This is a genomic window from Streptomyces laculatispora, assembly GCF_017353455.1.
In the GTDB taxonomy this organism is placed as follows: Bacteria; Actinomycetota; Actinomycetes; order Streptomycetales; family Streptomycetaceae; genus Streptomyces; species Streptomyces laculatispora.
In genome coordinates, this window is record NZ_JAFMPZ010000153.1 from 1 (window position 1) to 22,533 (window position 22,533).

Below are 22,533 nucleotides of genomic sequence, written 5' to 3' on the forward strand. Positions count from 1 at the left end.
CCCAGCTGATCCGTGACGGGCTGGCGATGAAGCACGGCAAGGAGCTGAACTGGAGCCAGGTGCTGCTGGCCGCCAACACACCGATGCTGCTCAAGGCCTCGCTGGTCGAGGGGCGTACCGACATCGGGGTGATGGCCTCGGGGCAGGTGGCGGGCCTGATCGACGATCTGCCGTCCTGCGCGGAGCTGGTCGAGCGGATCATGGAGGAGGCCCGGCTGACGCTGAAATCGCTGCCGGGTGCGGACTGACGCCCCTGGTGTGCACGGACACACGGGCCCGGACACGGCCTCGGCCCCGGACCGGGCCGCGAGGCCTACCTGCCTCGCCCGGACGGGCCGGGCGCCTGGGGTGCCGGGACGGCGGCCGGCCGTATCAGCCGGTTCAGACCGTGGTCCGCGCACACCAGGGGCGTCAGTCCGCACCCGGCAGCGATTTCAGCGTCAGCCGGGCCTCCTCCATGATCCGCTCGACCAGCTCCGCGCAGGACGGCAGATCGTCGATCAGGCCCGCCACCTGCCCCGAGGCCATCACCCCGATGTCGGTACGCCCCTCGACCAGCGAGGCCTTGAGCAGCATCGGTGTGTTGGCGGCCAGCAGCACCTGGCTCCAGTTCAGCTCCTTGCCGTGCTTCATCGCCAGCCCGTCACGGATCAGCTGGGGCCAGCTCGCACCGGACTCCTTCCGGAAGGCCGAGGCGTGCCGCACCGACCTCAGTAGCGAGGCCGCACGGCCGGAACGCTCCAGGGAGTCGACCATCTCGGTGCGCAGCATGCGGTGCGGCAGGCCGTCGACCCGGTCGGTGACCGTGACGTCCTTGACGGTGGCGGCCAGGTACTTCGCCTTCACCGCCGCCGGGACGGTGCTGTCGGAAGTGAGCAGGAAGCGCGTACCCATCCCGATTCCGGCCGCCCCGTAGGCGAGCGCGGCAACCAGACCGCGGCCGTCGTGGAAGCCGCCCGCCGCGATGACCGGGATGTCGACGGCGTCCGCGACCTGCGGGAGCAGCACGCTGGTGGCCACGTTGCCCGTGTGGCCGCCGCCCTCGCCGCCCTGCACCATCACCGCGTCGGCGCCCCACGCGGCGACCTTCTCCGCGTGCCGCCGGGCACCCACGGACGGGATGACGACGATGCCCGCGTCCTTGAGCCGTGCGATCAGCTCCTTCGACGGGGCGAGCGCGAACGACGCCACCCGCACGCCCTCGTCGATCATGATGCCCACCCGCTCGCCCGCGTCGCCCGCGTCCGCGCGCAGGTTGACACCGAACGGCGCGTCCGTACGGGACTTGACCTCGCGGACCGCCGCGCGCAACTGCTCGACGGTCATCGTGGCGGAGGCCAGGATGCCGAGCGCCCCGGCCTTCGCGGAGGCGGACACCAGCCGGGGGCCGGCCACCCACCCCATCCCGGTCTGCACGATCGGGTACCGCACCCCGGTCAGCTCGGTGAGCGCGGTCGGCAGCGGCAGGGGCCCGGTCATGCCGGGACCTCGCGCTCGCGCAGCCCCTTCGGGTCGATGACCTCGCGGATCAGCCGGAGTTCCGCCTCCGTGGGATCCCGGGTGAGCGGCACGTCGTCGGGGATCGTGAGGGCGAACCCGGTTGCCTCGGAAACCTGTTGGACGCTCACCCCGGGGTGCAGGGAACGCAGCCGCATGGTGCGGCCGGGGGTCTCGAAGTCGAAGACGCCCAGATTGCTGACGATTTCGGGGATGCGGTGGTAGCGGGTCGCGGAAGGGCCGGCCGCCGCCGCCCGGTCGTACCCGACCCCGCTGACCATGTCGACGTGCTCCACGAACACCCGCGCCGAGTGCTTGGGAACCCAGTAACTCGTCGGGTTGTTCAGGGTGTTGACCGGAGCTCCGCGCACGCCGAGCAGCTGCCGGGCGGGCCTGGCCCACTCGCCGATGCAGGAGATGTTCTGGTTGCCGTGCATGTCGATCTGGCTGGCGCCCATCATCACGTGCCGGCGGCCGGTGGCGGTGAGCGTCAGGTGCTGACGGAACGGCAGCCAGCCCTCGGTGCTCCCCGGCCTCGCCCCCAGCGCGGGGGTGTCGCCCATCAGCAGGGCCTCCCCGTCGGTCAGCAGCAGATCGGGTGAGAAGGTGAGCCTCGCCAGGCGCGCCCCGATGGCCGGGACGGTGCCCATCGGGCTGGCGAGGATCTCGCCCGCGTCCCGCCACGCCTCGGCGCAGGCCACCACGCAGTACTCCGCGCGGCTCGCCGTCGCGATGCCGGTGGTCTCGGTGCCGCTCATGCTTCCTCCTGGTGGAACGCGGTGACGGCGGCCTGGTAGGCGGCTTCGTCACCGGACAGGAACCGTTCGACGAAGGCGGGCCACGCCTCGGGATCGCGGGCGGCCCGGACGTAGGCGCGCTGGAAGCTCTCGTCCCGGTCGTGGTCGGGCACGCAGGAGGTGAAGTGTGCGCCGTTCGGCGTCTCGACGACCCCGTCCACGAACAGCCGTTTGACCAGCAGCGTCTGCGGTCCGTGCTCCTTGAGCAGGTCCGCCGTCTCCACGATCCGCTCGCAGGAGAGGTAACTGTGGTCGGCGGCCTCGCAGAACAGGTCGTCGAAGTACGGGTCGGGGCCCAGGTACTGGCCGTTGCCCTGAACGTCCGCGCGGTTGAGGTGGACCAGTGCGGCGTCCAGGCGCAGGGCCGGTGCCGCGACCAGCTTCTCCCCGTCCTCGTACGGCGAAGTGACGGTACGCAGAGCCGGGTTGACCTCCATCAGGTCCGAGCCGAGACCGGCCCGCACCGGCATGAACGGCAGCCGTTGCGCGCCCGCCGTCAGCCCCCACATCATCATCGCCTCGTCGAGCTCGACCATCTCGAACGCGCCGCGCTGCCGGGCGGCGGTGAAGTGCGGCTCCAGCGGTATCGAGTCGAGGGTCCCGAACGCCGCCACCAGCTTGCGGATCCGGCCCGCGGCGGCGAGCAGACCGACGTCCGGGCCGCCGTACGACACCACGGTCAGATCGGTGACGTCCGAGCGCAGCAGCGCCCGGACCAGGGCCATCGGCTTACGGCGCGAACCCCAGCCGCCGATGCCGACCGTCATGCCGCTCTCCAGCCGGCCGACGGCGTCGTCGGCCGTCATCGTCTTGTCGTGTGTCACGCCTGCTGCTCCTTGTCCGTGCCGAAGGTGTCGCGCACGCGGCCGGCGACGCCACTGAGATTGGCCTCGAAGGTGAAGCCCTGCTCGAAGCGGTAGCTGCGGCGTACGTCGACCGGGTCGATGCCGTTGATGGCGGCCTTGGCCAGCCGGATCAGATATCCGTCCTTGGCGGCGATCTCCCGGGCCAGTCCCAGGGCGGCCGCGGGCAGTTCGTCACGCGGTACGACGCTCCACACCGAGCCGTGCCGGTGCAGTTCCTGTGCCGTCACGGTGCGCGAGGTGTAGTACAGGGTCCGCATCAGATGCTGCGGTACCAGCCGGGCCAGATGCGTGGCCGCGCCGAGCGCGCCCCGGTCCAGCTCCGGCAGTCCGAAGGTCGCGTCGTCACTGGCCACGATCGCGTCCGCGTTGCCCACCAGGCCGATGCCGCCGCCCAGGCAGAAGCCGTGTACGGCGGCGACCACCGGGACCTCGCACTCGTAGACCGCTGCGAACGCCTCGAAACAGCCCCGGTTGGCGCCGATCAGTGCCTCGGGCCCGTCCGTGCGCTGCATCTCCTTGATGTCCACGCCCGCGTTGAATCCGCGGCCTTCGGCGGTGAGTACCACACAGCGGACGCCCGGGTCGGCCCCGGCGGTGCGCACCGCGGCGGCGAGGTCGTACCAGCCCTGTACGGGCAGGGCGTTGACCGGGGGGAAGTCCACGGTGACGACGGCGACGCCCTCTTCGGGGGCGGAGGTGGAGACACCCATGAGCAGATCAGCTACCTTTCCACCAAACGTTTGTTAGATTCAACGTAGCAGTGATATGGACGCCGCGGGAGAGCGTCAGGCCACCCGGTGGTCCCGGCGCCCCGTTCGCCGCTCGTCGCCCCTCGAAAGGACACCCGTCATGACCTCATCGACAGCCCTGTGCGCCGGACGCGTCGCCGTCGTCACCGGCGCCGGCCGCGGACTCGGCCGCGCCCACGCCCTGGCCTTCGCCGCCGAGGGCGCGAAAGTCGTCGTCAACGACCTCGGTGTGGGCCTCGACGGCTCCGGGACGGCCACCGGGCCCGCCCAGCGGGTCGTCGAGGAGATCCGCGCGGCCGGCGGCGAGGCCGTCGCGCACAATGCGGACATAGCCACCGCCGACGGCGCGGCCTCCCTCGTCGCGACCGCGCTCGACTCCTTCGGCCGCCTCGACACCCTGGTCAACAACGCCGGATTCCTCCGGGACCGGATGCTGGTGAACCTGGACGAGGACGACTGGGACGCGGTGACCCGCGTCCACCTCAGGGGCCACTTCCTGCCGCTCAAGCACGCGGCGGCGCACTGGCGCGCCGAGGCGAAGGCCGGCCGGGCGCCCGGGGCGAGGGTCGTCAACACCGGTTCCGGGGCCGGGCTGCTGGGCAGCGTCGGTCAGGGCAGCTACTCCGCCGCCAAGGCCGGGATCATCGCCCTGACCCTGGTGGCCGCCGCCGAGATGGGCCGCTACGGGGTCCAGGTCAACGCGATCGCCCCGGCCGCCCGCACCCGGATGACCGAGGACACCTTCGCTGAGACCATGGCGGCGCCCGCCGAGGGGGAGTTCGACGCGATGGCCCCGGAGAACGTCTCGCCGCTCGTCGTATGGCTGGGTTCCGCGGCCTGTGCCGGGGTCAGCGGCCGGGTCTTCGAGGCCGAGGCCGGGCGGATCACGGTGATGGAGGGCTGGCGGCCCGGCCCCACCGCGGACAAGGGCGCCCGCTGGAGCCCGGCCGAGGCCGGGGCGGCCGCGTCCGGACTGCTCGCGGCGGCCGAGACGCCACAGCCGGTGTACGGGGCGCGCTGACGGCGTACCCGCGACAACGTGACCGGGGCGCCCCGCCCGCGCCCTGACTGCGGGGGTGCTCGACGGGAGTTCTGTCCTTCACGGCCGCCGTGTCGCGCCTGCCACGGCGGCAACCGCCATCCGTACCGCCCGCTCCGTCACGGCCCGGTCGTCGTCACCCGACTCGATCGCGGTCGTGGCGGCGTTGACGATCCCCTGAAGCAGCAGCGCCGTGCGCCTGGGATCGTCGTCGCCCAGTTCGGTCAGCGCGCCGATCAGCGGCGTGAGCAGCTCCCGGTGGGCGTGTGCCGCGCTCTCCTTCACCACGGCCGCGTCACGGACCCCGGCCAGCGCCTGGGCGATCCGGTGTTCCCCGCTGCGCACCAGATCCAGCTGCGACGTCACGTACGCGGCGATCTTCGCCTCCGCCGTACCGGCCGCGGACATGCCGGCCCGGATGGCGTCCGTCCAGCGCGGCATCGCGTCCTCGACGACCGCGGCGAGCAGTTCCGGGCGGCCGGGGAAGTACTTGTACACGCTGTTGCGGGCAAGCCCCGTGGACCTGGCGACCGCGGTGAAGGTCACGGCCTCGGCGTCGCCGTCCTCCAGGAGTGCGCGGGCCGCACGCACCAGGGCGAGCCGCTGCTGGGCGTGGTGCTCGGCGACCGTAGCGGCTCTGATCTTGGGCACGGGCCCAGTCTAGGAGGCGGACCGGCCGGAAGGGGACCCACTTGGCGACGGCGCGTCCCCATCATCTATGTTGGCGACGCACTGTCCCTAACATCGCTTCACCGAAGGGAGCCGTTGTGTTCCTCGCTCTGCTGGAGCTGCGCGCCGCCCGTGGGCGCTTTCTGCTCATGGGGTCCGTCGTGGTGCTCGTCGCGGCACTCGTCGGCATCGTGTCCGGATTCACCACCGGCCTCGGCGACGACACCATCTCCGCGCTGCGCCGCCTTCCGGCCTCGCACCTGGTCTTCTCCTCCGACGCCAGGTCCGACCAGTTCGCGCGCAGCCTCCTCGACGCGAAGACGGCCGCGGCCTGGCGCGAGGACGCGGACACCGACACCACGCCGCTGGGAATCTCCATCACCCGCGGCACGACGGACCGGGGCACCGAAGTCGATCTCGCCGCCTTCGGAATCGACCCCGCCGCCTTCCTGAACCCCTCCGTCACCAGCGGCAAGGGCCTCACCACCGACGCGGCCGACATCATCGTGATCTCCGCCAAGCTCGCCGACGAGGGCGTACGGGTCGGCGACACCCTCGTCATCGACCGGCTCGGCATCCGGCTGCGCGTCGTCGGACTGACCGAACGCTCCAGCTACGGCCATGTGCCGGCCGCCTACGTCCCATTGGCGACCTGGCAGCGCATCCGCTTCAGCACCCCCGGCGCCCCGGCCTCCACCGCCACCGAGCTCCCCGACCAGTTCAGCGCCCTCGCACTGCGCACCCCGGCGGGCACCCCGGTCGCAGACCTGGACAAACGGCACTCCACCAGCACCGTCACCAAGGAGAAGGCGTACGAGGCGGCCCCCGGGTACACCGGCGAGCGCCTCACCATGAACTCGATCCAGGTCTTCCTCTACCTGATCGCACCCCTGGTGGTCGGCGCCTTCTTCGCCGTCTGGACCGTGCAGCGGCAGCCCGAACTGGCCCTGCTGCGCGCGCTCGGCGCCTCCCGCCGGCGGCTGCTCGTCCACACCGTGCTCCAGGCCGCCCTGGTCGTCGTCCTCGGCACGGCCGCGGGCGCCGTGCTCGCCGGAGCGGTCGGACTGCTGGTCGGTGAACAGGTGCCGTTCAGCCTGCCCGCCCTCACCCTCACCACCACCATGTGCACCGTCGCAGCCGTCGGTCTGCTGGGCAGCGCCCTGACCCTGCGCCGCGTCACCTCCGTCGACCCGCTGACCATGCTGGGAGCCAACCGATGACCCTCGAACTGATCGGTGTCACCGTCGCGTTCGGCCGGGCAGAAGCCCGCACCACGGTTCTGGACGACCTCGACGCCACCTTCGAACCCGGCCGGATGACCGCCCTCGTCGGCCCGTCGGGCTCCGGCAAGTCCACACTGCTCGCCGTCGCGGGCGCCCTCCTGCGTCCCACCGCCGGGCAGGTCCTGCTCGACGGCGAGGACCTGACGGAAGGCACCGACGCGCAGCGCTCGGCGGTGCGCCGCGAACGCATCGGATACATGTTCCAGAGCGGCAACCTGCTCTCCGGGCTGCCCGCTGTCGAACAGCTCCTGGCCGCCGTGTACATCAACGGAGAGCGCCCCCGCTCGCACCGTTCCCGCGCCGAGGCGGCCCTGTCCGAGGTCGGCCTCGGTCATCGCCTGCGCCACCGCCCCGAACAGCTCTCCGGTGGCGAACGCCAGCGCGTCGCCCTCGCCCGCGCGCTGTTCCTCTCCCCGCGGCTCCTCCTGGTCGACGAACCGACCGCGGCCGTCGACCGCTCCCAGGCCGGCGAACTCGCCGAACTCCTCGCCGCACGCACCCGCAGGGACCAGTGCGTCACCGTCGTCGCGACGCACGACCCGGCCGTGGCGGAGGCCGCGGACCGGGTCGTCGACATGGCGCGGACGGCCCGTCCCACCGGGCCCGGGAGCTCCCGTCGCGGAAGCTGATGCGAGGGCCGGCCGCCGCTCCCGGCGACCGGGCGCACGGACGTGACGCCGACGCCGCTCGGTGAGACCTGTCCGGTGCCGGTCAGTCGAGAGCGAGCCGGCCGGCCGGCCGTCGCCAGGCCCGGGTCCCAGCCGCGACGCGGTACGGAGTCGAGGAGCAGCCGGGTGTACGGATGCTCCGGGCCGTCCAGTACGCGTGCCACCGGGCCCGCCTCGACGACTCGGCCCGACCTGAGCACCATGACGTCGTCGGCGACGTGCCGGACCACGGAGAGGTCATGGGTGACGAAGAGGTAGCCGATGCCCGACTCGCGCCGGATCGTGGCGAGCAGGTCGAGGATCTGCGCCTGGATGGACACGTCCAGCGCCGCGACCGCCTCGTCGAGGATGAGGACGCGGGGTCCGACCGCCAGGGCCCGGGCGATGGCGACGCGCTGGCGCTGTCCGCCGGAGAGCCGCCGGGGCAGCGCTCCGGCCTCCCGTTCGCCGAGGCCCACCTGGTCCAGGAGCGCGGCGACCCGCGAACCACGGGCGGCCGCGTCGAGCCGGGTGTGGAGGCGCAGTACCTCATCGACGCAGTCCGAGACCGTCACCCGCGGGTCCAGCGAGAGATACGGATCCTGGAAGACCATCTGGATCTCGCGGGCGCGCGCGAGCCGTTCGGCCCGGCTCCGGGCGCGGGCGGAGCGGTCCCGGCCGTCCAGGCGGACAGTGCCGCCGTCCGGCCGCGCCAGGCCCACCAGCATCCGGGCCACGGCCATGGCGATCACCGGAGCGGTCATGCCGGGGCCGACCACGGACACCGGGAGGATCGCCAGGAGCAGCCCGGGGATGGCGAACGCCATGTCCATCGACCGGGACAGGATGTCGCGCCCGGACTGGTCCGTACCGGGCAGATGGTCTCCCGTGGTCCCGGTCAGGCTCGACGAGAGGTCGAGGGACTCGGGGTCGTGCGGGGCGAGGACCGGAGCCAGGAGGGCGATCAGGACGAGCGCGAACATGACCGCGACGGCCGCCGCGAACAGTGGTCCCTGGCCGAGGATCCGGAGGCCGCCCAGAGCGGGGCGGCGGCGCAGCACGCCGGGGGCGGCGGCCTGCGGAAGTGCGGTGGTGGTCATGAGGAACCTTCCCCGTTGAGGGATAACCGGGGGTCGATGAGCGGGGCGAGCAGGTCGACGACGAGGTTCACCACGACGAACGCCGTCACGCTGAGCAGCGTGATCGCCTGGACGACGGCGAAGTCCTTGGCCGTGACCGACTGCACGAGCAGGGAACCGATGCCGGACACGTCGAAGGCCGTCTCGACGATCGCGGTGCTGATGAGCAGTCCGGCGAGCATGGTCCCGCCGACGGTGACCACGGGGCCCAGCGCGTTGCGCAGCACGTGCCGGCGGATCAGGGACCCCCGCGCGACACCGCGGGCGCGGGCCACTTCGACGTGGTCCCGGCCGAGTCCGTCGAGCATCGCCGACCGGGTCACCCGGGCGAGCAGCCCCGCGAAGGTCATCGCCAGGGCGAAGGCCGGCAGCGTCAGGTGGTACAGCCGGTCGGTGAAGCCCTCCGGGGTGCCGCCCGGGCCCGGGAACCAGCCGAGCTGGACGGAGAACAGCGAGACGAGCGCCATGGCGCTCACGAAGGAGGGCATCGCCGTGGTCACCCCCGTGCCGATGAGCACCACGCGGTCCGCCGCGCCGGGACGCAGCGCGGCCAGGAGACCGGCGCCCACACCGAGGACGGCGACCAGCAAGGCCGAGTACCCCACCAGCATCGCGGTGCCCGGGAGCCGGGAGCCGATGAGGCCCCGACATCCTGATGGAACTGGGCGGACCGGCCGAAGTCGCCGGGCAGTACGCCGCCGAGCGGAGAGTGGGCCGAGCTGCCGCTCGACGCGGTGATCGTCGCCGATCCGGTCGGGGAGGACCGGATCATCGAGGACCTGATCTCCGCCCGGATCCCGGTGATCACCGACCGCTCCGTCGAGGGACGGCCGGGCGCCTGCTGGGTGGATGTCGATGTCGTGGCGGCCGTGCGGGAGACGCTGGACCACTTTGAGGCACAGGGTGCCCGGCGGCCCGCGCTCGTGCTCCCCGACAGTCCGACACGGTTCTACGCGGGAGTGTTCGCCCCCGAGGCGGGCAACGGCCCCGTCGTGGAAGCCGTCGAGGTGGCCCTGAGCGGGACCTGCCGGCCCGACGCGCTGTGCGTCGTCCCCGAGGCGAGCCCGCCTCTCGTTCTGGAGGCGGCGCGCCGCCACGGATACGACGTGCCCGGCGACCTGCTCGTGGTGTGCGTCAGCGAGGACGCGACGGCCACCCACACCCGGCCCGCGCTGTCGACCCTGAGCCTGCGGCCCCAGGAGGTCGCGGAGGCCGGGATCGACCTGCTCGTCGCGGCACTGGAGCAGGGAGGTGCCCCGTCTGCCGGGGTGCTGGTGCAGACCCGGCTAGAGGTACGGGCGTCCTCGCTGCGCACGGACACGGGCGCGGGCACGGACTGAGGACGTACGGGTGCCGGGCCGCTCAGCCGGAGTGGACGAGTGAGCCTCCGACATAGGTCCGCAGGACCCGCGCCTCGGAGATCTCCTCCGGCGGCGCGGTGAAGATGTCGCGGTCCAGGACCACCAGGTCGGCCAGGTTTCCGACGAGCAGACTGCCGGCGTCGTCCAGGCCGTTCACATGGGCGCTGCCGGCGGTGTACGCGGCGACGGCCGTCGCCGGGTCCAGGCGCTGCTCGGGGAGGAAGACCGGGCTGTCGGCGGCCCCGGGCTCCCTGCGGTTGACCGCGACGTGGATGCCCTGGATCGGGTCCGGACTGCTGACCGGCCAGTCGCTGCCCGCGGCGAGGGTGGCGCCCGCGCGCAGCAGGTCGCCGAACGGGTACTGCCAGGCGGCGCGTTCGGGCCCGAGGAACGGGATGGTCAGCTCGTCCATCTGGGGTTCGTGGGCCGCCCACAGCGGCTGGATGTTGGCGATGGCGCCGAGGCGGGCGAAGCGCCTGATGTCGTCGGGGTGGACGACCTGGAGGTGGGCCAGGTGGTGGCGGTTTCCGCGCCGGCCGTTGGCCTCGACGGCGGCCTCTACCGCGTCGAGTGCCTCGCGGACGGCCCGGTCGCCGAGTGCGTGGAAGTGGACCTGGAAGTCGAGGGCGTCGAGCCGGGTGACATGGCCGCGCAGGGCGTCCGGGTCGACGAAGCTCAGACCGCTGTTGGTGGTGGCGCAGCCGCAGCCGTCGAGGTACGGGGAGGTCATCGCGGCGGTGAAGTTCTCGGCGATGCCGTCCTGCATGATCTTCACCGAGCCGGCCCGGAACCGTCCGTGGCTCAGCTTCTCGCGGTTCGCGACCAGTTCGTCGATCTGCTCGGCCCCACGCTCGCGGTCCCACCACATCGCGCCGGTGACCCGGGCGGTGAGTGAGCCGTCGCGGGCCGCGGTCAGATAGGCAACCGATGGATCGGTAACGCCGTTGAACCCGCCGAGCAGGGCGTCCTGCCAGCCGGTGATGCCGAGGGAGTGCAGCAGTTCCTGCGCACGCAGCAGACCCGCGAGCCGGTCCGCCGGGGTGGTCGCCGGCACCAGCCGGGAGACCAGCGCCTGGGCGCCTTCCTGGAGCATTCCGCTGGGCGAGCCGCCCGGCTCGCGCTCGATGCGGCCGTCGGCGGGATCGGGGGTGGCGGCGGTGATCCCGGCCAGTTCGAGGGCCCGGGTGTTGGCCCAGGCGCCGTGGTGGTCACGGTTGGCCAGCAGGACCGGGCGGTCGGGGACCACGGAGTCGAGCAACTGCCGGGTGGGCAGTCCGCCGTCGAAGCTCTCCAGCGACCACCCGCCGCCGGTGATCCACGCACGGTCGGGATGGGCATCCGCGTAGGCCCGGATCAGGGTCAGGTACTCCTCGGCGCCGACGGTGCCGCTCAGGTCGCACTCGGCCAACTCCACCCCGGCGGACACCGGGTGGATGTGGGCGTCCTGGAAGCCGGGGAGTAGCAACTTCCCCGTGAGGTCGACGACTTCGGTGCCGGGGCCGATGAGCTCACGGACCTCGTCGTGCCCGACCGCGGTGATGCGGTCGCCGACGACGGCGAGTGAGGTGGCCCGGGTGCGGGCCGGATCGGCGGTGAGGACGGGGCCGCGTGTGAAGACCAGATCGGCCGTGGTCATACGGTGCTCCAGAACGTGAGAGAACGTGGCGGGGTGTCATGCAAGCGGCTCGGACATCCATGCGTCAATGGTGTTGTCATAAAGTTCGGCGCGGTCGGCCGCGTGGATTCGGCAACCGGATGGCGGCGTCCTTATGTCAACCCCATTGACCTTGTGGCCCCCGGGGCGGTCTCATGGCGGCACTTCGGAGGCCCGTGCCTCCGAGATCCGAAGGAGCCCCATCCCATGAACCACCTCGACTCGCTCCGGGACGTCTCGCCGGTCCCGTTCTGGCTCGACGACCCCGACCGGCCGCAGGCCACTCCCGCGCTCGTCGGCGACACCGCCTGCGACCTCCTCGTGGTCGGCGGCGGATACACCGGGCTGTGGACCGCCCTCGTCGCCAAGGAGCGCGATCCGTCCATGGATGTGGTGCTCATCGAGGCGGACGAGGCCGGCGGCGCCGCCTCCGGCCGCAACGGCGGATTCTGCGAGTCCAGCCTCACCCACGGCCTGGCCAACGGACTCCAGCGCTGGCCCGAGGAGATCGGCCTCCTGGAACGCCTCGGCCGCGAGAACCTCCAGGCCATCGAGGACACGATCGAACGGCACGGCATCGACTGCTCCTGGGAGCGCACCGGCTCCCTGATGGTGGCCACCGAGCCGTACCAGGTCGAGGGACTGAAGGAGGAGGCCGAGACTCTGGCCAGGTTCGGTGCCAACCCGGTTCTGCTCGACGCCGAGGCGGTCCGTGCCGAGATCGACTCCCCGACGTTCCTCGGCGGCGTGTGGAACAAGGACGACGTGGCCATGGTCAACCCGGCCCGGCTCGCCTGGGGGCTCAAGCGCGCCTGCCTCGACCTCGGCGTCCGCGTCCACGAGCGCACACCCGCCACCTCGCTCCGCGAGCAGGGCGACGTGATCGTGGTCCGCACCCCCTACGGGCGGATCACCGCCCGGCGCACCGCCCTCGCCACCAACGCCTATCCCTCCCTGCTGCGCCGCCACCGCCCGTACACCGTCCCCGTGTACGACTACGCGCTCATGACGGAGCCGCTGACCGAGCAGCAGCTCGCCGCGGTCGGCTGGCGGAACCGGCAGGGCTTCGCGGACTGCTCCAACGAGTTCCACTACGTCAGGCTCTCCGCGGACAACCGCATCCTGTGGGGCGGTTACGACGCCGTCTACCACCGCGACGGCGAGGTCAGCGCCGAACACGACCAGCGGCCCGAGACCTTCGCCACGCTCGCCCGGCACTTCTTCACGTCGTTCCCGCAGCTGGAAGGTATCCGGTTCACCCACGCCTGGGGCGGTGCCATCGACACCTCCACCCGTTTCTGCGTGTTCTTCGACACGAGTCATCACGGGAAGGTCGCCTACGCGGCCGGGTTCACCGGCCTCGGCGTCGGCGCCACGCGCTTCGGTGCCGAGGTCATGCTCGACCTCCTGGCGGGCGAACGCACCGAGCGGACCCGGCTGGAGCTCGTCCGCCGCAAACCGCTCCCGTTCCCGCCCGACCCGATCCGTTCGGCCGGCATCGGCATCACCAAGTGGTCGATGAGGCGCGCCGACCGGAACGAGGGACGGCGCAACCTCTGGCTCAGGACGCTCGACCGCTTCGGCCTGGGCTTCGACAGCTGACGACACCTGACGACGGGTGGCCGGGTGACGAGAACACGTGGGTGACACGACACCCGCCCGGCGCGAAAGCCGGTGGCACTGCCCGTAGGAGGGGTCCTGTCGCCGGAAAGGGCCTCCGACCCGGGTCGGAGGCCCTTTCCGGTCCCGCGCCGGACTGTTGCCTCGGCCGCTGCCCCGGTTCCGGTCGCACGGCGCGCGTGGTGCGGGACGGCGGCGCGGTCTCGGCGCGCCCGCGTCCCGCACCACGGGGCGCAGGCCGGTTCAGAGAGCCGGAACACTGTTCCAGGGGCGGACGGCCTCGATCGCCGCCGCGGCGCGGAACACCGTGGCGTCGTCGTAGGTGCGGCCGACGACCTGCACTCCCGTGGGCACTCCGGTCGAGGCGAAACCGGACGGCACACTCAGCACCGGGCAGCGGCTGGCGATGTTGAACACCGTGGTCATCGCGGACTCCAGATAGAAGTCCAGCTCGACGCCGTTGACCACTACCTTGGTCGAGAGGTAGTCGTCGTCCGCCTTGAGCGCCGGAATGGCGGTCGTCGGGCACAGCAGGACGTCGTAGCGGTCCAGCAGTGCGCCGAGCGTCGCCTGTATCGCGGCCTCGATCTCAAGGCCCTGCAGGAGGCTGCCGGGCTCACGCACGGCCTCGGTGCCCCGCCGGGCGAAGTCGAGCGCGTAAGGGGTGAGCAGGTCGCCGTGCTCGGCGGCGACCGACGCGATGTAGGGGCCGAAGTGGATCATCGATGCCCGCATCACGTCCGCCCGCATGATGGGGACCTCCACCTCCTCGACGACGGCTCCGGCCGCGCGCAGGGCCTCCGCGACCGCGCGGGTGTTGGCCTCGACCTCGGGATCGACGGGCCAGTCCCCGAGGGTGACCGAGAGCGCCACCCGCAGGCCCTTGACGCCCTCGAACCGCTCGGGCAGCACGAACTTGGGGCGCAGCGAGACCGCGTCCGAGGGGTGGGGCCCGGCAATGACGTTCTGCAGCAGGGCGCAGTCCCCGACGGTGCGCGCCATCGGACCGTCGTGGCAGTAGGTGTCGAGGTTGAACGGTGCCATCGCCGGCACGCGCCCGTACGGCGGCTTGTAGCCGACCGTGCCCGTGTACGAAGCGGGGATGCGGATCGATCCGCCGATGTCCGAGCCGGTCGCGAGCGTCGTCTCACCCGCCGCGAGCGCGGCGCCCGCGCCGCCCGAGGAGCCGCCCGGGGTGAACTCCTGGTTCCACGGGTTGCGGGTGACGCCCCACAGCCGTGACTGCGTGTAGCCCGCGCAGCTGAACTCCGGGGTCGTGGTCCGGGCGTGCACGATGCCGCCGGCCTCCTGGACCCGCTCGATCACCGGGTGCGTCTGGTCGGAGATCTCGTCGCGGAAGGCCAGGGAGCCGTCCGTGATGCGGCGGCCCGCGATGGGCTGTTCCTCCTTCGTCGCGACGGCGAGGCCCTCCAGCGCGCGCGGCGCCTCGCCCTTGCCCGCGTACCGCGCCTCGGCCTCGCGGGCGGTGGCGAGCGCCTCGTCGAAGGTCCGCTCGGCAAGGGCGTTGACCTTCGGCTCGACGGCTTCGGCGCGGGCGATGACCGCGGTCATCAGCTCGACCGGTGACAGGGAGCGGTCATGGAAACGGCGCAGGGCCTCGGTCGCGGGCAGATAGGCGATGTCGGTGAGGTCGGTCATGTGATGGTCCTTTGCGATGCGTCGGAGGAGTCGGGCGGGTATGCGGCGGCCTTCGGGGGCGCGGGTCGGATCGCGTCCGTGCCGCGGGCACCGGGTCGGGTACCGCGAGCCCGTCGCCGGCGCGGAGGAGGGCGAAGCCCTCGTCGCGCCGGATGCCGGCGGGTGCGTGGGGAAGCGCATGGGCGGAGCGTTGCTTCGGGGGCGCGCCGATCACGACGGGGAGTGCAGCGGCCCCCGGTCTGCGGAACCCTCCCCTCCGGTAGCCGTGCGCGGGCTGCCGGAGGGGACGCTGTGCGGCGGTCTGTGATTCGGTCTGAGCGGCGGTCTGTGATGCGGTCCGTGGCGCGCGTCAGCAGCGGTGTGCCGGTCAGCCGGTGCCGGTCGGTTCGCCGGCATCTACGGCGCCGGGAGTGCGGGTGCCGGTGAAATAGGGCGACCGGCGGTGCCAGCGGGCCCACGCGGCCGCCACCAGGCCGGAACCGATCATCAGGACCGGGACGAGCAGCGCGAACCAGCCGTTGTCCGCGGAGACTTCGAAATGATCGGCGGAGGTGTAGAAGGTCCAGGCGAGGTAGCCGCCGGTGGCGAGCAGCACCAGTGCGCCCAGCGACGGTCCGACGACCGCGCGCAGTGCCTCCAGCGGCGACGTGCGCAGCAGTTGGCGGAACCGCACCGCGGCGGCCAGGGCGGTGAGCGCGTAGTAGAGGGCGACGACGATGCCGATCGCGTTGACGGCGGCGAAGATCAAGTCGTTGACGGTGGGGATGACCAGCGCCATCGCGGCGAGAACCAGGGCGATCGCGGTGATCAGCAGGGTGCCGACGGCGGGGGTCCCGTGCTTGGGGTGCAGGCGCGTCCAGACGGAGCCGAGGACACCGTCGCGGCCCATCGCGTACATCCCGCGGGCGGTGGGGATGACCGAGGCCTGGAGCGAGGCCACCGCGGAGAACATGAGAGCGATGAGCGGCAGCGCGGCCAGCGGCTGCTCGGCGAGTTTCATGCCGAAGTAGGAGAGCCCCTGCGCGCCGTTGTCGGCCAGTTCGTCCAGCGGCAGGACCCGCTGGAAAGCGGTGCCGGCCAGCAGGAAGAGGAGGAGCATGACGGCCAGGGCGATGAACCCGCCGCGGGAGGCGTCGCGCGGGTCGCTGACCTCTTCACCGACGCTGAAGACGGACTCGAAGCCCCAGTAGCAGAAGACCGCGAGCATCATGCCCTGGGCGAGTGCTTCGGCCGAGGGGATGTCGAAGGGGTTGTACCACGTGAGCGAGAACGGCTGGTCCCCGGCGAACAGGCCGTAGGTGCAGAACGCGATCAGCACGCCGTACTCGAAGATCAGCAGGTATTTCTGCAGACGCGCGGCGAGGTCCAGTCCGCGGACGGCGACCAGCGAGGCGGCGACCAGCACGGCCATGCCGAGGAGCGTGGACTGCAGGGTCGAGTCCGGGTCGAGGGAGAGGCCCGCGACGCTGTGGACGGTGGCCTGCCCCAGGAGCTGGATGATCGCCGAGCCGGTCACCGTGGTGGTGTAGGCCATGAACACGACGGTGCCGACGACGTTGACCCACCCGGTCAGGAAGCCCAGCCAGGGGCTGAAGATCCCGCCGACCCACTTGTAGCTGCTGCCGGCGTTGGGGTCGATGCGGTTGAGCCGCCCGTATCCGCCGGCTATGCCGAGCACGGGCAGGAAGGCCAGCAGCATGATCGCCGGCAGGTGCAGGCCGACGATGCCGGCCATCAGACCGAGTCCGATGCCGATACTGCTCGTGGCGGCTGTGCTCGAAGCGGCGAGAACGATGCCGTCGACGACACCTATGGACTTCCGCATCGCGGTCCGGGGCGCCTCGGCGCCACTGCTCGGCCCGGTGTTCACATTTTTCACTGGTACTGCCAACGGATCGTCGCCTTGCTTGGGAAGAGAGCTGGAGAGTCTGGATGGCAGGTCATGAAACCCTCCATCTCCTTCACAGGTCAATGGTGTTGTCGTAAGCTCCGGACATGGGTGAACGCGTGGTTCCGGAGCCGCAGCGGCTGCGCAGACGGCCGACGAAGCAGGGCACCGTGCTGTCCGAACAGGTCATAGTGGAGACGGCCCTGCGCCTGGTAGGCCAGCACGGTGCGGACGCCTTGACGGTCCGGCGGCTGGGCGGGGCACTGGGCGCCGACCCCAGCGCGCTCTACCGGTACTTCCGCAACACCGACGACCTGTTGCTGGCCGTCGCCGACGAGCTCATCGGCCGTGCGCAGCTCGGCTGGGGGCCCACCGGCGAGTGGCGTTTCGACCTGTGCGAGCTGGGACTGCGCGTCCACGCCTCGTACCAGGCGCATCCGCAGGCCGCGTTGCTGGCCGCGCACCGGACGACCGGGCGGGACAATGAGCTGCGGGCCGTCGAGATGATCCTCGGCGTGCTGCGGTCGGCAGGCTTCGGCGACCGGGAAGCGGTCCGGATCTACCACGCCTTCGTGGACCAGGCGCTCGCCTTCGCGGCCCTGGACGCGGCCGCGCTCGCGCTGCCGGCTCCCGCGCAGGCGGCCGATCTCCAGGTGTGGCAGGACCGCTACGGCCGACTGGATGCGAGCGCCTACCCGCACATCGTGGCCACCGTGCGCCTGCTGGCTCACGAGATGAAGTTCAGCGGCTATCCGTTCGCGCTGGAACTGCTGCTCGACGCCGTCGAGGCCAGGCTGCCGGCGGCGGGTGGGGAGCCCGGCTGAGCCCGGAGCGGGCGCTCCCGGGGTCGGCCCTGCGCCCACCACTCCGTGCCCCGCGTCTCCTGCGGTCGGGCCGGGCGCGGGCCAGGCCCGCGCCCGAGGTACCCGTCACGGCCTGCTGTCTGCGCTCCCGTCCTCCTGGTCGGAGGGGGAGTCCTCGCAGGTGGCATCGCGGAGCCATCCGACGGCCTGACGGAGTTCGTCGAAGGCCCGCTGTTCCTCCCGGGGAGTGACCCGGGAGGCCGGCAGGATGCTGTCGCGCGTCCCGCGGACCCGGGCATAGGCATCGAAGCAGGCGAGCACCTGCTGGATCACTGGCTCCTGAGGCGCGGAAGGAGGCGGCGAGGAAGGGCGCTGCAGGGACATCTCTGAACTCTCATCCAGTCGGAAGCTACTGGTCAGACCGGAGCGCGGCGTCCATGAGGTGCTGAGGACCCCGGCTCGCGCACCACGCGGGGCGTGGCTCGGTCGATGACAGGACGCCCGCCGGTTCGGCGGGCAGCGGCCGCGGCAGCCGGAAGCGGGGCACCGGCCTCCGGAGCGAGGAAGGCGACCCCGCCGAGATCCGTCCCGGCAACGTCAGGGACGGATGCGACGGCTCGGGAAGCCTTCCTGCGGACATGGTGCTTTGCCACTGGTCAGCTCACCGCGCAGCCGGACGAGTTCACGGGCACGGGGGGCGGACACGAAGAGCAAGAGGCACGGCAAGCCTTTCCGGGCGCACGACTGTTACGTCGCCGACCAGGCTTCCCGGCACACCACCCGCTCCTCAACAACAACAACGAGGCGGGATGCGGCCATGCTATCCGCCTCGGCATCAGTTCCGTTTCGCAGGGGAGTGCACTCGCCGCCCGGGCGAGGGCCCGCGGCGTGCCTGCGAGATGACAGTGCCGGGCCGGGCCTCCGTGGTCCGGCGGAAGTACGGCCCGGCAGGGACGGTCGCTACTGCGCGGCGGGTTCGGGCGCGCTGTCCCGTTCGGGCAACCTGGTAGCGAAGGAGAGCGACGCCGCCCGCGCGTGCGACCAGGAAAGGCACCAGCAGAAAGTCGGAGATCAACTGGCCGACGCGGTAGACGAATCAAGGCCCTCACCACCGAGCCCATGCCTCCCGCCTCCAGCCGCAGCTGACCAACTGGAGCTTCGCTCACACGGGTGGAGTCGCTCGGCGGGCGCAGACTGAGGCACTACGGCGACGGGGGGTTCCTGGTGATGGTGGACCCTGAGGGCAATGAGTTCCGCATCATCCCTGAGGGCGCTTTCGAGTTCGACGACGAGGGATGCGCGACCTGCCTCGGCTGAGGGCTTCGCAGTCGTGGATGAACGGCTACGGCAAGATCTGCAGGTGTTTCGAACGCGGCGGCATCGACGGCTTGCTCGGGGAGCGGGCCGCCGGTCAAAACTCCCCAGATTCTCTGTTCGCATTCCTGCCGTGCTCTCAGCTTGGCGTTCAACTTCGCAGCTCACTCGACCTGCAATCGCCACCGCGGGCACACCGCACCGACAGGCTCACCACCCGCCGGCCGCGTCTCCGACCTCACGAGTCAGTACAGCTATGGAGACCGGTGACCCGAGGATCCGTTCGGCCGCGCGGTGCCCTGACTGCAGCGCCCCGTCGACGCAGGCCGGCGCGGCTCCCCAGGTTGCCTCTCCCGCGAAGTGGACAACGCCGTCAACCGGGCCCGCCAGCGCTTCGTGATCCTCGTGGGAGGAGCCGACGGCGATGTAGGAGTACGAGCCGAGGGCGAGCGGGTCCATGCCCCAGCGCGTGATCCAGTGGGCGGCGGGTTCGGGAACGCGGTCGCCGTAGATGTTGCGCAGGGGCCTGAGCACCGACGCGACCACCTCTTCGTCGGTCATCTGCTCGATTTCCCGGCCCCAAGCACCGCCGGCGAAGGTCAGCAGCATCGGCTTGCCGCTCACCGCGGAGATGTCGTACCAGGAGTGCCAGGGGACGCCGGCCTGGCCGTGCTGCCGGATCACGGAGACGCCGTCTTGCCAGAACCGGTCCGGGAACTGCAGGAAGACCTTGTTGAACACGCCCATTCCCAGCCGCTCGATCGGTCCCGCGACGGCCTCGGGCAGGGCGGGCGTGAACCGGATCGCCCCGGCTTTGAGTACGCCCAACGGCACCGTGACGATCACCTGGGCGGCCTGGAAGGACTCCTCGCGCGTGTCGACCCGCACTCCCGCAGCCGACCTGGTGATGGCGGTCACGGCGGTTCCAAAGCGCACGTCGAGCCCTTCGGCCAGCCTCCGGGGGATCTCGTCGTAGCCACCAGGGAAGACCACTTCGTCACCGTCGATGGTGTCCTCGTCGAGTCCGTGAGCGGCGACCTGCTCGACCTCCGCACCGCACTGCTCCTCGGTGCGATGGCGATAGAACGCGCGGACCCGCTCGACTCGCCCGGGTTCCCAGCCGGTCGCGGCAAGGGCCCGCTCGGCCGCGGCGGCGTAACTCTCATCGTGGCCCATCGACGCGGCAGCCAGCTGCAAAAGGCCGTCCGCCGCGTCGACGTCGACGGTCCACTCTCGTGCCGCGTCATCGCCCAGCAGGCACGAAGACTCGTCATAGTTGGCGATCGGCCGACCACCGGCCTGAAAACTCCCCACTGTGAACTCGTAGGTGTCGATCCCGAGCGCGGAAACGAGTTCGGCGAGCGGGTTGTCGGTGACACCGTGAATCCACGAGGCGCCACGATCAACGCAGAACCCCGCCGTCCGGTCCGTCCACATCCGCCCACCAACGCGGTCTCGCGCCTCGAGCACGACGACACGCTGCCCTGCAGCGCGAAGCAGGCGTGCCGCCGTGAGGCCGGCGATTCCCGCACCGACGACGATCGTGTCCATCATCTTCGCTGTTCTCCATGGTATTGACGGGGTGTGCAGCGGATTCTCCGCAGTCGTCGTGATCCAACCGGCTGGGCACCATTAAGGTCAATGCTGTTGGCATAAGCGGTGGATCGACAGCGGAATCGGATCGGATCAGGTCGGCGAGTTGGTCGATGGTGCGCGGGGCTAAGGGCTGTCCCGCAATTCCCGGCGGGCGCGCGACGACAGCTACGGCACCTCGCCGCGTTGTCGGAACGTCCACATACATCCAGTATGCGGGCGCCCCTCCGCCTTGCGATGCACCGCATCTGACGCCGCGCGCTGATCCGCCAGGAATTGCGGGACAGCCCTTAGGTTGGCGATGCCGCGCTTGTCGTCCCGGCCATACCGAGCCCGCTACAGTCTGGGATCGCCGCGCCCCTTCGCGCGAACGACCAACCCCGCACAACATCGCCCGTCTCAGCGTGGTGAATCGCCCCGGGTTTGATGGAGGCATCGAAGACCCGGAAGGATCCCGATCATGGCTGCTCCCCGGAAGTACTCCAACGAACTGCGTGAGCGCGCGACGCGCCTGGCGGTGGAGGCCCGCAAGGAAGTTCCCCCAAGGCCGTGATCGTCACGGTGCCCCCGGTGGATCGCGAAAAACACAAGGAGGGCTGCCTGTCCTGCGCTATCCGGTGCCGACGGTGCGCAGAACCGCGAGGACAAGGGCGTGAATCTCAGCGGAGTATTGCGGTGGCCCAGATTGTCCTTGGCCGTCGTCCTCCACCTCGGGCAGCTGTCGGGACCACATCCGGGCCGGTGCTGACGGGCGCGACCGTGGTCGTCTGTCGTTCCCGAGCGTCGGGAAAGTGGAGACGCCTTGCCTTCGCGAACCTCCGAAGGTCCAACTGATGCATGGGTGCAGCTGTTCTCAGCGCACGGCGGTGCCCCGCAGCAGCACCACACACCGGTGTGCCGGTATGTGTGGTACGCCGGCCCGATTCCGGCGGGCCGGCGTACCACGTCACGTCGCGCGGGCGATCCGGTCAGTAGTCGTAGTGGTCGTTCTCGATCACTCGGAAGCTGCCCCCTACTCCGTTGCTGACGAACACACCCCCTTCGACGCGGTTCGGGAACACGCCTTCAGTGGAACCGTGGGGGCCGACGGTGGCGACGGACCTCGACGGTTCGCCGGCTGTCGTTGAAGATGTTGAAGCTGGTGGAGCCCAGGCCGCTGGCCACGCTGACGCAGCCGCCGGGGGAGGCGGAGTACGTGCGCTCGTTGAGGTGAATCCTGCCCTCGTCGTCGTCCCGGCCTCCGTGACCCCGGTCCTGGTCGCCTCCGCGCTCGCCGCCGCCTTCGTCGTTGCCTCGGCCCTGATTGCCGCGGTCCTCGTCGTTGCCGCCTCGGCCTTCGTTGTCGCTCCGGCCTTCGTTGCTCCTTTTCGACGCGGTGTCCGTGTCGCGGTGAGGGGCGTGGGCGGCCGTGGGGGTCGGGTGTACGCGTGTGTGTCGATGGGTTCGGATGTTTGGGCGTGCGGAATAGAAACGGGCAGGATGCCGGCGGATACGAGGACGGCACGGAAGTAGTCCACGGCCATGTCCTTCTGTCCGGCCAGGCGGGCATCGAGGGCTTCGTGGGTGAGCTCGCAGGTCCCGGAGGCGAGGTCGGTGACCAGCTGGGAGGCGGACGCCGACTCCCGCAGAGGTCGTAAGCTCACCCGGGCCGAGCGCAAGGCAGTCGAACAGCGCGTGGAGCGCGGCGAGTTCCACGGCGAGTGGAGCTACACCATCGCCGCGCACGACCCTGTCCAGGACCCGCCGACCTCACCAGAACAGAAGCTGGCAGCCCCCATCCCACCCGAGGCCACCTTCCTGCTCACTCACCCCGCCTTGACCGGCATGTCCCGCGACCAGTTCGACCAGCTCGTGGACCAGCTCGAACCCTGCCGCCAGATCCTGACAGATGCCGAGCGCCAGGACGATGGCAGTGACGGACGCGGACGCACCCCGGCTTCGGGATCCTCGATCAC

General features: G+C 71.2%; 17 protein-coding genes and 4 pseudogenes. 9 read left to right on the forward strand and 12 right to left on the reverse strand.

From position 1 onward, the window contains the following. Nucleotides 1-248, forward strand: a pseudogene (locus J1C73_RS09130) (nitronate monooxygenase); the annotation flags it as partial. A 163-nt stretch (nucleotides 249-411) separates the two neighbouring features. On the opposite strand, the gene J1C73_RS09135 reads toward J1C73_RS09130, so the two are convergent. The 4 genes from J1C73_RS09135 to J1C73_RS09150 are packed head-to-tail and all read right to left on the reverse strand — an operon-like array spanning nucleotide 412 to nucleotide 3,870. Next, nucleotides 412-1,479 (reverse strand): NAD(P)H-dependent flavin oxidoreductase, encoded by a 1,068-nt coding sequence (locus J1C73_RS09135; protein WP_207315894.1) that lies wholly within the window; start codon nucleotides 1,477-1,479, stop codon nucleotides 412-414. After that, complete coding sequence (locus tag J1C73_RS09140) at nucleotides 1,476-2,255, reverse strand: CoA-transferase subunit beta (protein ID WP_207315895.1); 780 nt, start codon at nucleotides 2,253-2,255, stop codon at nucleotides 1,476-1,478. The genes J1C73_RS09135 and J1C73_RS09140 overlap by 4 nt, the downstream gene beginning before the upstream one ends. Next, on the reverse strand, nucleotides 2,252-3,100 hold the full coding sequence (locus tag J1C73_RS09145; RefSeq protein ID WP_207315906.1) for a CoA transferase subunit A: 849 nt from the start codon (nucleotides 3,098-3,100) through the stop codon (nucleotides 2,252-2,254). The genes J1C73_RS09140 and J1C73_RS09145 overlap by 4 nt, the downstream gene beginning before the upstream one ends. A 14-nt stretch (nucleotides 3,101-3,114) precedes the next feature. Continuing rightward, nucleotides 3,115-3,870 carry an enoyl-CoA hydratase family protein gene (locus J1C73_RS09150; protein WP_207315896.1) on the reverse strand — a complete coding sequence of 252 codons (756 nt, stop codon included), beginning with the start codon at nucleotides 3,868-3,870 and terminating at the stop codon, nucleotides 3,115-3,117. A 139-nt stretch (nucleotides 3,871-4,009) separates the two neighbouring features. Between J1C73_RS09150 and J1C73_RS09155 the strand changes: the two genes are divergently transcribed. After that, nucleotides 4,010-4,930: an SDR family oxidoreductase gene (locus J1C73_RS09155; RefSeq protein WP_207315897.1), complete on the forward strand. Its 921-nt coding sequence runs from the start codon at nucleotides 4,010-4,012 to the stop codon at nucleotides 4,928-4,930. A 78-nt stretch (nucleotides 4,931-5,008) separates the two neighbouring features. Here J1C73_RS09155 and J1C73_RS09160 read toward each other — a convergent pair whose 3' ends face one another. Then, nucleotides 5,009-5,599, reverse strand: a complete 591-nt coding sequence (locus tag J1C73_RS09160; RefSeq protein WP_207315898.1) for a TetR/AcrR family transcriptional regulator — start codon at nucleotides 5,597-5,599, stop codon at nucleotides 5,009-5,011. Nucleotides 5,600-5,715: 116 nt separating this feature from the next. On the opposite strand from J1C73_RS09160, the gene J1C73_RS09165 reads away from it, so the two are divergent. Next, nucleotides 5,716-6,837, forward strand: coding sequence for an ABC transporter permease (locus J1C73_RS09165; protein ID WP_207315899.1), 1,122 nt, complete (start codon nucleotides 5,716-5,718; stop codon nucleotides 6,835-6,837). After that, nucleotides 6,834-7,529, forward strand: coding sequence for an ABC transporter ATP-binding protein (locus J1C73_RS09170; RefSeq protein ID WP_207315900.1), 696 nt, complete (start codon nucleotides 6,834-6,836; stop codon nucleotides 7,527-7,529). Before J1C73_RS09165 ends, J1C73_RS09170 begins: the two co-directional genes overlap by 4 nt. Nucleotides 7,530-7,624: 95 nt before the next feature. Here the strand turns inward: J1C73_RS09170 and J1C73_RS09175 are convergent. Together J1C73_RS09175 and J1C73_RS09180 are read right to left on the reverse strand one after the other, a co-directional pair. Next, nucleotides 7,625-8,380, reverse strand: a pseudogene (locus J1C73_RS09175) (ABC transporter ATP-binding protein); the annotation flags it as partial. A gap of 263 nt (nucleotides 8,381-8,643) precedes the next feature. Then, on the reverse strand, nucleotides 8,644-9,291 hold the full coding sequence (locus tag J1C73_RS09180; protein WP_307797635.1) for an ABC transporter permease: 648 nt from the start codon (nucleotides 9,289-9,291) through the stop codon (nucleotides 8,644-8,646). A 129-nt stretch (nucleotides 9,292-9,420) separates the two neighbouring features. Between J1C73_RS09180 and J1C73_RS35640 the strand changes: the two genes are divergently transcribed. Next, nucleotides 9,421-10,026 (forward strand): substrate-binding domain-containing protein, encoded by a 606-nt coding sequence (locus tag J1C73_RS35640; protein ID WP_307797636.1) that lies wholly within the window; start codon nucleotides 9,421-9,423, stop codon nucleotides 10,024-10,026. Between the two features lie 22 nt (nucleotides 10,027-10,048). On the opposite strand, the gene J1C73_RS09190 is transcribed toward J1C73_RS35640, so the two are convergent. Beyond that, nucleotides 10,049-11,683, reverse strand: a complete 1,635-nt coding sequence (locus J1C73_RS09190; RefSeq protein ID WP_207315901.1) for an amidohydrolase — start codon at nucleotides 11,681-11,683, stop codon at nucleotides 10,049-10,051. A gap of 225 nt (nucleotides 11,684-11,908) precedes the next feature. Here J1C73_RS09190 and J1C73_RS09195 point away from each other — a divergent pair, with 225 nt between their 5' ends. Further along, nucleotides 11,909-13,303: an NAD(P)/FAD-dependent oxidoreductase gene (locus J1C73_RS09195; protein WP_207315902.1), complete on the forward strand. Its 1,395-nt coding sequence runs from the start codon at nucleotides 11,909-11,911 to the stop codon at nucleotides 13,301-13,303. 261 nt (nucleotides 13,304-13,564) lie between these two features. Here J1C73_RS09195 and J1C73_RS09200 read toward each other — a convergent pair whose 3' ends face one another. Both J1C73_RS09200 and J1C73_RS09205 read right to left on the reverse strand, forming a co-directional pair. Beyond that, nucleotides 13,565-14,980 (reverse strand): amidase, encoded by a 1,416-nt coding sequence (locus J1C73_RS09200; RefSeq protein ID WP_207315903.1) that lies wholly within the window; start codon nucleotides 14,978-14,980, stop codon nucleotides 13,565-13,567. Nucleotides 14,981-15,347: 367 nt separating this feature from the next. Continuing rightward, nucleotides 15,348-16,805 carry an APC family permease gene (locus J1C73_RS09205; RefSeq protein ID WP_123469653.1) on the reverse strand — a complete coding sequence of 486 codons (1,458 nt, stop codon included), beginning with the start codon at nucleotides 16,803-16,805 and terminating at the stop codon, nucleotides 15,348-15,350. Between the two features lie 170 nt (nucleotides 16,806-16,975). On the opposite strand from J1C73_RS09205, the gene J1C73_RS09210 reads away from it, so the two are divergent. Beyond that, nucleotides 16,976-17,692: a TetR/AcrR family transcriptional regulator gene (locus J1C73_RS09210; RefSeq protein WP_207315904.1), complete on the forward strand. Its 717-nt coding sequence runs from the start codon at nucleotides 16,976-16,978 to the stop codon at nucleotides 17,690-17,692. A 105-nt stretch (nucleotides 17,693-17,797) separates the two neighbouring features. Here J1C73_RS09210 and J1C73_RS09215 read toward each other — a convergent pair whose 3' ends face one another. After that, the gene (locus tag J1C73_RS09215; protein ID WP_241200601.1) at nucleotides 17,798-18,004 is read right to left on the reverse strand and encodes a hypothetical protein; all 207 of its coding nucleotides are present in this window, start codon (nucleotides 18,002-18,004) and stop codon (nucleotides 17,798-17,800) included. Nucleotides 18,005-18,838: 834 nt separating this feature from the next. Here J1C73_RS09215 and J1C73_RS09220 point away from each other — a divergent pair. Further along, nucleotides 18,839-18,988, forward strand: a pseudogene (locus J1C73_RS09220) (VOC family protein); the annotation flags it as partial. 207 nt (nucleotides 18,989-19,195) lie between these two features. Here J1C73_RS09220 and J1C73_RS09225 read toward each other — a convergent pair. After that, nucleotides 19,196-20,539: a flavin monoamine oxidase family protein gene (locus J1C73_RS09225; RefSeq protein WP_207315905.1), complete on the reverse strand. Its 1,344-nt coding sequence runs from the start codon at nucleotides 20,537-20,539 to the stop codon at nucleotides 19,196-19,198. Nucleotides 20,540-22,207: 1,668 nt separating this feature from the next. On the opposite strand from J1C73_RS09225, the pseudogene J1C73_RS09230 reads away from it, so the two are divergent. After that, nucleotides 22,208-22,533, forward strand: a pseudogene (locus tag J1C73_RS09230) (ISAzo13 family transposase); the annotation flags it as partial.